The following is a 12,235-nucleotide window of genomic DNA, read 5'->3' as shown; positions in this document are numbered from 1 at the left end:
GAAAGGAAAGCCGTGACAAAGAGTATTCTTAGAAAAAGCAGGTTACGCACCTGCTGAGGGGTTAACCCAAATTACACATTGATAGATCAATTGCTACTGAGTTATGGGAACTAAATTAGTAAAAGAAGCATCCAAATTTCAAGAAAACACCAAAGAGATAGTAATATTTTGTATTTGTCTGGCGTGCATTTTTTTGTTTTTATCTTCTGCTTATAGCAAATTAGCTGATTATAATACTTTTGTTAAAGGCTTAATGAGGGTATCTCTCATTGGATCATATGCGGGGCTTATTGGCTTGCTCGTTCCTTTGGTAGAAATCACAGTTTCTATATTATTAATTGTTCCAAAAACAATTAAAATTGGGCTTTTAGGTTTTATAGGAGTTATGTCTGTATTTACTATATATATTTCTAGCATGCTATTGTGGGCTGAAAAACTTCCCTGTCATTGCAATTTAATTATCAATTCGTTCACCTGGGGACAACATATCTGGTTTAATCTCGCCTTTATGGGGATAGCCGCATTTGCACTCAGGATTAGCAAAAAAAATGTTAAATCTTAACAACCAAAAGCAATGAAAAATTATCAAAAAATCGCTGTTGCACTTATGGTAGGTGTTTCAGATATTGGGTTTAGTGCATTTAAAAGTACTTCGGCAAACACAAAATTTGCCACTATTTATTATGTGTTAAGTAACGCTAGTACTTACACCAAATATACAGGTTCAGGACAGCCTGCGGAAGCAGGTTGTCAAGATATAGCAAACCATAAATGCGTTATTGGCTTTACTTCAGACAGGGGACCAACGTTGAATCCTAATTCCTTACCAGCAACACCAAGCTATCAATCTGATGGTTTGGGATTATGGGTACAACCTTAATAGAAAAGGCTCTTGCATTTAACTGCAAGAGCCTTTTCTATATGTGTTTAATAATGCAAGTATACAGATGCCTAATTTTTGACGGCCTGCAGATGCAGGCTGTCAATACTTGATAAATCATAAATAGCTAATTGTTCGTATTTTCATAGGGGTAACGAATCTTATAGTTTATTAGTAATAACTTTAAGCTAAAAATCAAACGAGTTAAAGGTTTTTATCAATTAGGTTCATAAATTCTTGTGTAGTTTTGTTATCAATTGGGCGGACAGGATTTGAGGATATTACATATCCTTGTTTATCTATAAGTAACAAATTAGGAAAACTTGAGTATTGATAATATAATAAAAATGGATCATGTTGACCTTTACCCGAAGTAAAGGCATAAACTGTTTGTTTTGCTCCATATAATCCACTGTTCATTCCATCAATGAACCTTTTTCTATCTTGATCCACATTAACACCTAAAAAAATAATATCAGGATTGTTTTTGTATTTATCAATAATTGGCTCCATCCTCCTTGCGAGTCCAACGCATCCTAAACAACCATTGAACCAAGTATCTAAGATCACAACTTTCCCTTTTAAATCATTTAAAGTGATTTTTTTACCCTTTGAATCTTCAAATGAAAAATTGAAAGCCTTTTCACCTTCCATTCTTGCGTTCTTGAATTGTTTAATTGTGTTTAAACAAGCAGAATCTTTTACAACTGAGAGTGCATTAGATATTAATTCATTAACTCCTGGCTGTTGGGCATAATTTAGGAAAGTCAATTCAATTAATTTGTCTCGTAGAAGGTCATCAAAATTCTTTTTTATAACATTATAAACAGTTTCACAAGGTATAGAATTGAAAATATCTCCACTTAATAATTTATAATATCGTTTTTGAAAATCGAAAAGATACTGAGTATATACAAAGGAATTGTCGATTACAAAGTAATCTGTAGTTGCAAAAGCTGTCTGAACTCTATTTATTAAGGCTAGTTCATCTAAAATTAACACCTTTTTATTGGAATCCATACCTCCATAAATTCCAGAAAGGTTAACTAAAAGATTTGAATTGATTTCGCTTGCTGTATTGTACTTCAAAACATTATATACATTATTGGGCAATAAATGAGAAAGTGCTTTGAGAGAATCCATAGCTAATTTTAGGTTTTCTCGCGCTGTTGCAACATAATATGGGATACTTTCAGCGTCGTTATCCATAAAGTTTTTTGAACGAGCATTATTTTTTAATGTACCTACATATTGCTGGAATTGAATTTTTTCTATCCCCTTTCCAGTAAAGTGGATATTCCCATTACTATTCATGCTTATGTAAATACTATCACCAGGTTGAACTAAGAATAAATCAAGACAAATTGAATTAATATACTTCCCTCTAAATTTAAAATAGCCAACTTCTCCATTTGGCTTTATACGAATTGTAAATTTATTATTCTTTATAATCACAGGTAAGATCTGTCCGCTATTGGCTTGATTAATATTGAAATGATCATAATACCAAATTTCAGGTAGTTTATCGAAGGATTTGATATTTTGGTCTGAAATGTACCCTGAGATAGTTATTAATGTGTAATTTTTGTTGCATTTATTGGCAAATGCAATAGAATTGGAAATGAAAAGGAAGCCGATTACTATAATTATATTTTTCATAATATTTTTAATGAGGGATTAACGGATATTTTGTTCTAAGCCACTTAACGCAATTTCATCGTCTGGAATTGGGAAAACATAGCGGGGATCATTGGGGGGTAGTATATAATCCACGCCGTTCATAGAGCGTTTTAGGGTTATATTTGCACCTTCTTTATTGAGACGTTTCAAATCTTGCCATCTTAGCCCACGCCAAACCAGCTCCTTTCTCCTTTCTAAAAGAATTTTGTCTAAAGCATCTTTACCATTTGCAGCTGTGATAGGGAGATACGGAACTGCTGGAACAGTCGCGTTTGGCTTCCATCTTTTAACAATTAACTGATTTAAAAAATCCATTGAACTTTGTATATCTCCACGCCTCGCCATACATTCTGCCTTTATCAAAAAAAGTTCGTCCGTAGCAAGTCCTGTAAAGTGATAATTTCCATAACCGTTATATCCTATTTTTTTTCCATAACTACCATCAGATAGCAACCGAAAGTATAATGCCTTACGTAGATCATTTGGCGAGTAGAGATTAATTAATTCTGGTAAAACCTTAGCCTTGGTTGATGCAGATGTTATAGTTAATGAGCTGTAGTTGTTAACCTGAGTTGAGTAATAAATCAGCTCTTCATTATACTTTGAGAATGGTATGGAAGCATTAATGTTTAAATTATTATAATCCATTAATGTACCGTATAAATTCAAAGCCTTAGTTGCATTACCTTCAGCTTGAACATAGTCCCGTAGATCAAGGTTAATTCTAGCAAAAAGCGCATAAACAGCTATTTTAGATGGTCGGTTCAGGTTTGTACTAGGTCTGCCGGACGGGAGTATGTTCAAGCATGTATTTAGATCAGTAAAAATCTGGTCTATTGTTTTTTGTAATGTAGATCGCTTTTCCAGATAGTCAATCCCTGAATTTAAACGTAATGGCAAGCCTAAATCAGAAGACGCTGTATTCCGGTCATATGATTTACAAAAGGTTCGAGCTAGATCATAAAATGCAAAAGCACGTGCAAAAAGTGCCCATCCTTTTAAAAATTGTCCATCTGCTGTATTTAATAAGTTGTTTTTTGCTAGCCCTTCTAAAACAACATTACAATAAAATACCTGGCTGTACAATTTATTCCAATCTGGTATTGCTACGTCCCCATTATATATATCTTTTGCCCATATGTATGAATTGCGTTCAGTTGATGAAGCAGTTTGCCAATCAGCATTACTTATATAATAGTCGTCGGCACCCATTTGAGATAAAGCCCCGGTAAAGTTCATTACAAAGGCGTTATTATCTAAAAGTTGCTCAAACTCTTTTAAGGTTGTAGGTTGTAATATATCTGAGCTTGGTTTTTTATCAAGAAAATCTGTTTTCTTACAACCACTTGATAAAATAATTATGGAAACAAGTAGAATCCAATTTTTAAGATTTTTCATCCGTCTAAATATTTAATGTAAAAACTATAGGTCTGTTTTCAAGCCGATGGCGATTGTTTTGACAGCTGGTATACCTGCTGGATAATCAGGGTCTAAATGAAATCTATTAGCACGCCATATAATACCAGCGTTATTTAGATAAAGGAATATGTTCAGGTTTTTTAAAGGCAGATTATTGCGTTTAGAAAAAGTATATCCTAATCTAACATCCTGCAAGCGAATATTATCAGCCTTTTCCACTAAAACCTCTGAGTATTTATATAAGTTGTCTCTTGAATTATCTGCCGGAAAAATTAATGATGGAACATTAGTTTTTAATTCATCACCACTCTTCTGCCATCTTAGGTCATAATCAGTATTTGATTCATATCCTCCTCCATATACAGTAGAATACAAGGCTCCATTATCTAGCGAATAACGTCGAAAGTAATATCCGAGCCTATAAGATAAAACGAAAGAAAAGTCAAAATTTCTAAAAAGGAAGGTATTCCGTAAACTTCCAAAACTTGTCGGGGTAGCTGAGCCATTATAAACAAGCTCCTCCCGGTTGGAAGAATTAGAAATTTTACTATAATTATTACTCGGATTGCCGTTTAGATAACCTATTGGATTGCCCTGGCTATCCAATCCTCCATACCTAAAACTGAAAATCGAATAATAAGGATATCCTTTTAGCGGATTATTGTAATTAGCAGATACAATATCTAAATTAGTCCCATTTGAGACTTTATAATCAGTTACTTTACTACTTGTATAATTATATATAAGGGTAGTATACCATTTAACAGCTTTGTTAATGTTTATGCTATTAATTTGAACATCGACACCCTTTGTAAAAGTATTGGCCGAATTACCTGTATATAATACAATTCCAGTTTGAGGAGCAATTGGACTATTGCCAATAAGATCAATTCCTTTTTTCTGCCAATAATCGAAGCTTCCTGTTAGTCTATTATCTAAAGCTCTGAAATCTAAGCCAAAATTGATATTCCTTATTTTTTCCCATCTTAGGGATGGGTTTGGGGGATTTATAATTGATGAATAAGGCGAATTGTAAGAATTGACAGAACCAATAGATTGAGCGGTTAAATATGCTGAGAGATTATTACTTACATTTCCAGTATATCCAAATGTTGATCTTAACTTCAAACCCTGCAACCAGCTTACACGATAAAAATGCTCTTTATCTATAGCCCAAGCCAAGCCTGCACTCCAGAGTGGAACACCTTTCTGGTTTGTTGAAACACCAAATATATTGGATTCATCTTTTCTGGCGCTCAATGATATAATGTACTTTTTTAATAAAGTATATGAGCCGTTAAAATAATAAGACAAATTATTGTTTATGCTGTTACTTGCTCCGCTTCCGATACCAATACGATCACTGTTTGAGCCATAAAAAAAGGGGTTTAAAGCAGTAAAGTCGATTGCGGAATTTTGATTCGTTAAAGTTTGAGGATTATAGCCATAAAACCGAGTAAAAATATTGTCTGTCTTCAAACTTCTGATTTCAGCTCCAGCTATCACACTTAAAGTGTGATTATCCCAATTATTGTCATATCCAATCTGAACTCTGCCATTGTGAGACTCAAGATGTGATGATGCCTGATCTAGTATTGACCCTAATGGGACAGGGTAAGTTAATTCGTCAGTTGCTGGATCAATACGCGAATAAGTGTTTATTAAATTCCTGGCATAATATGAATTGGCTTCATTTAATGTTCTGCTGTCAGTTATGGCCTTTTCATAACCATACAATACTGATGTTTTCAGTCCTTTTTTTATATTATATGAAAGGGAAAGATTAATTCTATAATCGGTTGAATTGGTTTTGGGTGTACTATAGTGATTATTAAGCTCGTCCAGAGGTTTGTATAACCAATCCAATAGTTTACCATTTCCAGCAGTATTTGCATAGGGGATGCTGATAATATTAGCTACAGGAAGCGAAGTTCCATTATTGTCAGCAAGCAAATTGTATGGCGTTGGTGAAACATATGTATTGGTTGTTTTAGTTTGACTTCCAGTATAAATTATATTGGAAAAAAACTCTAATCTCTTTTGAAGGAAATAATAAGTATTGCTCGCATTTAAGGTGATTCTATTATAATCATTGTCAACTAGGCTTGACTTGTTTTGGTCAAATCCTGCGGATACAAAATATTTCTGGCTATCGCTGCCACCAGTTATACTTGCTTGGTACTGCTGATTTATGCTATTTCTATAAAAATATTTAGAAAGTTGCTTTCTATAATCATTACCTTTTAAGGCGCTAATTGCACTTAATGAATCTACCTGATTTATCTCGAAATTTTTCTTTGACCTAAATATCGATACTGCGGGTGAAACCGCAGAAAAACCGTCAACAAAATAAGAATCAAAAGCACCTTTATTAAAAAGAAATTGCTCTGCATCTATGAACTGTACTGAGCTAATCTGAGGTGAGTAATAAAGATTTGGTTTTTCGCCAATTGTGCTACTTACGTTAAAACTAATAATTGGAGCAGTATTCAATCTTCCTTGTTTGGTGGTAATAACGATCACTCCATTGCCACTTCTTGCCCCCCATGCAGATGCCGCCGACGCATCTTTTAAGATTGTCATTGTTTCTATATCACTAGGGTTTATATTATTAATATCCCCATCGTATGGAAAATTATCAATAACGATTAGCGGGCTTGCATTTCCAAATATTGTACTTCTTCCTCTTATTGTAATAAGTGAGTTATTAGGAAGATCTGTAGGTCTATTTTTATTAAATATTACGCCACTGGCAACACCATCCAAACGATCCAAAATATTAGTTGATACTGACCTATTAATTAATGTATTATCAACTTGTGAGAAGGAGCCTGTTGCCCGATCCTTCGGAACACTTTGATAACCTGTACTAACAATTTCAACTTCTTTTAAATAAGTATTGTCTGTTTGTACAACCATAAGGTGTAAATCCCAATTTTGGATATTTGGTAATTGCTTAGTTTTATAACCTGTTCCAGAAATTTTCAGAGTTGAACCTGACTGAACATTTAAAAGATCAAATATCCCATCCTTATTAGTAACCGTGTGGATTTTGGTATCATTGATAGAAAGGTTAATCCCGGCAACTGGCACTCCATTTTCATCTATTATTTTCCCTTTTAGATTTAGGGTTTTGACCTGCGCAATTGAGCTAAAATTTAGGCAAAGCGTGGCCACTACGATGTATATCGTTAATTTTTTCATGTTTATAGTTTAGTTGATTAAGAAAGTTTTAAAAAGCATTTAAGCTATTTTACCACTAAACTGGTGGTTTAACGATGGTTTCAAATAGTATATGTTGAAACCGGTATTTTTTCCTGTAGAGGAATCTGATCTTTAGCATTGCCGTTAATAATTAATTTTCAAAATTATTATGTAACGGAATTGGGAATACCCTGAATTGGGCATGGGCTCCAATCTCGCCACCGTCCCTGCCGGGTTGAATTAGCGAGGAAGCACCACACCCATGTCAGGGCATGGTCTTCACTCTTTCCGTGCATTCACATTCTTGGCAGGGACGGTGCATGGTTAAAGTGTGACCTTAAATTTAAGGATGGTTATTGTTTGTAATTGTTCAAGGTGGTTGATTTTTAATCTTCATCATTTCGTTTAGTTTGTGGTGGTTTGTTAATTCTGTGAAATCTTAGGATTGAGACATAAAATAGCAATTGCCCTTCTAAGAACTTTTTTAACTTCATCGGAATGAAGGAACATTTTTACCGCAGTCTCTTCTACTTTATTACCTTCTAAATAGATACTTTTAAAAACGCTAAATTCATCTGGTTTAAGAGCTTTCAAAAATCCTGCTCTAGTGGGTTCTAAATAGTTAGAAATTCGATTTCTAAATTTTAATTCCTCGATCGCACATTTATGTGCAAGATTAATCATCCAAATAAATAACTTACTTCTATCAGGGTTGTATTGATCTATTGAAAACCATATTTTAATTATTACTTTTTGGAGCACATTAATTTTTGTTTCCTCGTCAATTAAAATCATGGATATTATTCCAAATAAATAATGCGCATAGTTATTGTACAATATTTCGAAAGCAATGTCATTTTTAGATAATAGAGCTTCGAGCAAAACTTTTTCAGTTAAAGATGTATTTGGCTTTTTCATAATGAAGCATGTGAAGTAGAATTATCAGTCATCGTATCTAAAAAATCACTCAAGATTTCCAAGTAGCGATCTACATGTTTACTTCCCATCAGTATCTTAATTGCTTTTTTTGTAAACATCGATTTGAGATATTGAAATAAATCAGTTTCAGAACTTATAGTATACCTTGTTAACCATAATTCATTGTAGGCATAACAAATAGGTTCATCTACTTGCTCTTTATCATGGATAAGCATCCTTTTAGAAGTTTTGTACAAAATCCTATGGTACCTATTTATCGATTCGTCAAAAGCCATGTTATCACTTTCTTTAATTAAGGTCAAAAGTTCATCATCTGACAGGGAATTATACATAGTCATTTTCAGGCAATTAAATTCGGTTAACAGAAACAAAGCTGGACGACGCTACCAGAACCGTCTGTTCAGTAGGTCGCCCGCTTTGTATAACATATATTAATCTATTGGTTGGTTTACTGGTTTGGGCAAATAGCCCTCTTTCACACCTTTTATATAGGAAACTTCTACGAACTCAATTAGTTGCTCTTGGAATAGTAACATGGCAGAAATATCAGAGGGCTCTGCATAGACATTTAATAATCGTAACCATGCTCGAAATAACAATTTGATTTTCTCTCTAGTCTCCGGTATAGGATGAAAACTAAAAAATATATTAATCCCAGAATCTGGATCAATAACAAATTGTTCCGGTATGTTATGAGGTTGATAGTTCAAAATTTTATTATAATCTTCCATCTTAATTCTTTTATTCGATAGTTTCCAAAAAGTGATTTAAAAAAGAAAAGACAAAGCAAGGCGGGCTCTCGTTACTATGAAAAACGAAACCGCCTGCTTTGTTATACTGGAAAATTAAATGGGATTCTTAGGTTTAAGAGGAAACATTTTACTGGATGGAGTGATACCAATGACTGTTGTCAAAATCATATCATTACCATCCACCATTATCGGATGAATATCAGAACACTTAGATTGTAATAATTTATGTTTTCTCATAGCTCGTAAGTCTACGAGCCTCGATGGTGATAAAATAGGCAGGGCCTTACATACCACCGCATCTTAGTTGACAGCCAAGAACGTGGATTTATAGCAAGGCCCATACCTATCTTAAAGGCAAATATATGCACTTTAAGGTGATATGGGCATTTTATCTTACTACCTCGCGTTCTTGGCTGTCAAACTTTTTGCGACGAGACTCTTAAAAAAAATGCCTTCCTTTTATAGAAAGAAGCTTTATATATATAATGGTTTAGTTTAAATTACTCATAACCAAAGATATAAAAAGTATTGACATATTCAAAATATTTTTGAATAAACGCAAGTAACACACGAATAATTGCTGTTTCAACCATGCATGCCTACTTTTAAAGAAAGTTGGAAGGAAATTGAAAGAGAAAGCACCAGAAAATTCGTTAGGCATCTATTTAACTAATAGAAAGATCGGTAATATCGAAATTTATGCTAAAACGAGTATTCCAACTTCAGACCTTAGTCGCTTAAGAAGCGGTAAAATAAGTTCGATTCCCGCCAACAAGTTATATTTAATTTCTTTGGTTTCTGAAGAGCCAATTGGTAAGATAGTTGAAATCATTTACCCTAATTTAAATCTAGTTAGTAACCGCACCAGTCAACAAAAATCAAAAGAAAAATTCACTAAGTTAGGATCGTTGTTAATATCAGTACATAATGAGGTAAACAGTTTAAATTCTATCTCCTTTAAAACTGGAATCAAATTACCGAGATTAAAAGACCTTATTAAAAAAGAATCAGCAGTTATCTTAGCACATGAACTATACTTGATTGAGCTGGCGACTGAAGCCAAGGTTGGATCTTATTTTGAAAGGCTCTTCTCTGGACTTCAACTCAATAGCAGCAAAATGCAAGAGAAGCTGAAAATTGAAGAAAGAAATAGATAATATAAAATAACATAATTAACCCTGCATGGTTAAAAATGCTTTGCATTGGATCACTAATTTATTGAATCATTCCTGGAAATTTCAAAATCTGAATAATGTGCCCAATAACACACTTAACAACAAAGATTAGGTCACTTTTGAGTATCAATTTAAATTGTCCAGATTCTTAATTTTGTAGTTTAAAAGAGTTTAATTTCTTAGCATTTACCTATCTTCTCCGCTTTCCGGCACTTTCAAAACCTGTGGTATATGTCTGTTATTACTCTTTATAAAGTATATTAAATTCCTCTTCTCACATTCGTCTAATGTATCTAGCGCCTTATTATTGTGGTTTAGTAAAATTGTGTCTTTCAAAAAATAACCATTATGTCTAGTTTTAAAAATGAAGTTACTCAGTTTTAAACTGTCAATATTAGAAATTTCCTTAAAAGTGGGCACTTGGGCAAATTGCCTCTTCTCGTCATAAGTGTGGCAATTAATACATCCAACATGCAATTCAATACTTTGTGCTTTTCCAAGATCCAATTGACAGGTATCCTGAGCTACTTTAGATATGTTGTTTGCAACTGTTTGCTCATGTCCTCCATTTGTACATGAAAAGAATATTAACGCAAGGAAACTACCTAAACTTACTTTTATTATATTTAATACCATTTTTAATCTTGTTTAAGAAAATGCGGAGATTCGCTACTGTATTTAAATTAGGGTTTGAATATGGTGATGAATACATTTCATCTAAATTTCTGATTATGTATCTATTCATTATAAGCCTTTGGTCATTTGTCACCTCCATATGGCCTGTTCCAGCATACTCATACATTAGGTTTTTGGTTGCTGTTTTACCTTTAAGGTCACTTAACTTCAACGCATGAAAAAATTCATGTGCTCCAAGATAAGGATACCTTCTCCAGGTATCGTAAGAAATGGATGATGGGCCGCCTCCAAAAACTGTTAGTCCACCACTCACGGCACCATCCGTTTTATATGATATAGCATCTACAACAGCTAATACAAAATCATTTCCAGATAATTGACTTAGCATAGTTATCTGTTCCAACTTTACTATGTAGTTAAGATTGTATGCTACTGTATATATATCACTATCGTTAGTAAACTTCTTCTTATTAGGATCAAATTTATGCAGAAATACGCTCCCGGTCAGTCCACTACCACCGTTTAATTTTTCAGAAATGATTGATCTAGTCGAATTCATTAAACGGTGCAACTGATTGGCACCTTTGGTGGTTAAATCAAAGACTTTCAGGGTTATAGTTACATCACCTGACACAGTTAGCATCCGGCTCCCATTATCTTGGATTTTAAGGTGATTACAAGTAATCCCACCAGATAGTTTTTTTTGTTGGGCAAAAGAAATGATAGATGAGAGTTCTGTTAATTTCATAAGAAGTTTAGTAACAATAATTATTCCCCGATGCCTATTTTCAAAAATTAATATCTTGAAGGTACACTAATATTACCCTTGTAAAAAATTCATTTTCAATCAGATGGAATTTATATACAAGGTTTGAATGAATTTTACTAAATTTAACGTAAGGTACCTTTGCTGTTAATCGAACAACATCTAGATCCCACAATGATATAACTATATGGATCTGCAATTCGTGTAGATATTAATAATTTCTAATTTTCCATTTATGAAAAATCTTTTGCTAATCGTAGTCTGTATTGTATTTGTAGGTTGCTCTTCAAAAGAGTTAAGTAGAGATAAGGCTTTTGAATTAATAGTTCAAAGTAAGAAATACCCTCAGGTATATGATAAAGATATTTTTGCAGGTGACCCCGAACATGCGGAAAAGGCAAGCAAGACTAACTTAGAAAAGCTAGGTTACATAACCTTTAACCGTAAACGAACTTTTCTTGATGATAGACCTTATATCGAATTTACTGCAAAAGCTAAGCCTTTTTTTCTCGAAACCCAAAAAAGTGACGTGGAACACCAGGTTCAAAAAGTTAAAATTTCAGATATAGTTTTAGGAGAGGTAACAGGTGTTAAAATGTTAAATGAAAACAAAAGTGCCGTTGCTGAATATACTATAAAGTATAAAAACATAACACCATTCGTTGAATTAATTCCAGGAAAGTTTAGTCAAACAGATACTATTAAGGCATATTTTTCATTATTTGATGATGGATGGAGAATTGAAAATAAACCAAGTTCGGAATTTATGTAAGGTATTCTATAT

At 33.4% G+C, this 12,235-nt stretch carries 12 protein-coding genes; 4 read left to right on the top strand and 8 right to left on the bottom strand.

Annotated elements, in window-relative coordinates; translation table 11 throughout:
- Window positions 1-103: 103 nt before the first annotated feature.
- Complete coding sequence (locus AQ505_RS12820; RefSeq protein ID WP_062548550.1) at window positions 104-562, top strand: MauE/DoxX family redox-associated membrane protein; 459 nt, start codon at window positions 104-106, stop codon at window positions 560-562.
- Window positions 563-574: 12 nt separating this feature from the next.
- A complete protein-coding gene (locus tag AQ505_RS12815) occupies window positions 575-880 on the top strand; it encodes a hypothetical protein (protein WP_062548549.1) in 306 nt (101 codons plus the stop codon).
- A gap of 204 nt (window positions 881-1,084) precedes the next feature.
- On the opposite strand, the gene AQ505_RS12810 is transcribed toward AQ505_RS12815, so the two are convergent.
- The 6 genes from AQ505_RS12810 to AQ505_RS12785 form a co-directional block, all read right to left on the bottom strand.
- Window positions 1,085-2,539, bottom strand: coding sequence for a TlpA family protein disulfide reductase (locus AQ505_RS12810; RefSeq protein ID WP_062548548.1), 1,455 nt, complete (start codon window positions 2,537-2,539; stop codon window positions 1,085-1,087).
- An 18-nt stretch (window positions 2,540-2,557) separates the two neighbouring features.
- Window positions 2,558-3,958: a RagB/SusD family nutrient uptake outer membrane protein gene (locus tag AQ505_RS12805; RefSeq protein WP_062548547.1), complete on the bottom strand. Its 1,401-nt coding sequence runs from the start codon at window positions 3,956-3,958 to the stop codon at window positions 2,558-2,560.
- A gap of 24 nt (window positions 3,959-3,982) precedes the next feature.
- Window positions 3,983-7,183 (bottom strand): SusC/RagA family TonB-linked outer membrane protein, encoded by a 3,201-nt coding sequence (locus tag AQ505_RS12800; RefSeq protein WP_062548546.1) that lies wholly within the window; start codon window positions 7,181-7,183, stop codon window positions 3,983-3,985.
- A gap of 423 nt (window positions 7,184-7,606) precedes the next feature.
- Entirely contained in the window at window positions 7,607-8,101 is a 495-nt protein-coding gene (locus AQ505_RS12795) for a hypothetical protein (protein WP_062548545.1), read from the bottom strand.
- Window positions 8,098-8,460 carry a hypothetical protein gene (locus AQ505_RS12790; RefSeq protein ID WP_157262343.1) on the bottom strand — a complete coding sequence of 121 codons (363 nt, stop codon included), beginning with the start codon at window positions 8,458-8,460 and terminating at the stop codon, window positions 8,098-8,100. The genes AQ505_RS12795 and AQ505_RS12790 overlap by 4 nt, the downstream gene beginning before the upstream one ends.
- A 93-nt stretch (window positions 8,461-8,553) precedes the next feature.
- Window positions 8,554-8,853 carry a hypothetical protein gene (locus tag AQ505_RS12785; protein ID WP_062548543.1) on the bottom strand — a complete coding sequence of 100 codons (300 nt, stop codon included), beginning with the start codon at window positions 8,851-8,853 and terminating at the stop codon, window positions 8,554-8,556.
- A 647-nt stretch (window positions 8,854-9,500) separates the two neighbouring features.
- Here AQ505_RS12785 and AQ505_RS12780 point away from each other — a divergent pair.
- Window positions 9,501-10,031, top strand: a complete 531-nt coding sequence (locus AQ505_RS12780; protein ID WP_062548542.1) for a hypothetical protein — start codon at window positions 9,501-9,503, stop codon at window positions 10,029-10,031.
- A 204-nt stretch (window positions 10,032-10,235) separates the two neighbouring features.
- On the opposite strand, the gene AQ505_RS12775 is transcribed toward AQ505_RS12780, so the two are convergent.
- Together AQ505_RS12775 and AQ505_RS12770 are read right to left on the bottom strand one after the other, a co-directional pair.
- Window positions 10,236-10,685 carry a hypothetical protein gene (locus AQ505_RS12775; RefSeq protein WP_062548541.1) on the bottom strand — a complete coding sequence of 150 codons (450 nt, stop codon included), beginning with the start codon at window positions 10,683-10,685 and terminating at the stop codon, window positions 10,236-10,238.
- Complete coding sequence (locus AQ505_RS12770; RefSeq protein WP_062548540.1) at window positions 10,651-11,433, bottom strand: hypothetical protein; 783 nt, start codon at window positions 11,431-11,433, stop codon at window positions 10,651-10,653. Before AQ505_RS12770 ends, AQ505_RS12775 begins: the two co-directional genes overlap by 35 nt.
- A 253-nt stretch (window positions 11,434-11,686) precedes the next feature.
- Here AQ505_RS12770 and AQ505_RS12765 point away from each other — a divergent pair, with 253 nt between their 5' ends.
- Window positions 11,687-12,223 (top strand): hypothetical protein, encoded by a 537-nt coding sequence (locus AQ505_RS12765; RefSeq protein ID WP_062548539.1) that lies wholly within the window; start codon window positions 11,687-11,689, stop codon window positions 12,221-12,223.
- Window positions 12,224-12,235: the final 12 nt, after the last annotated feature.

Origin of the sequence: Pedobacter sp. PACM 27299 (assembly GCF_001412655.1) — a bacterium.
GTDB lineage: Bacteria > Bacteroidota > Bacteroidia > Sphingobacteriales > Sphingobacteriaceae > Pedobacter.
Note: the sequence above shows the minus strand (reverse complement) of the source record. Positions and strands in the feature narration are given on the sequence as shown.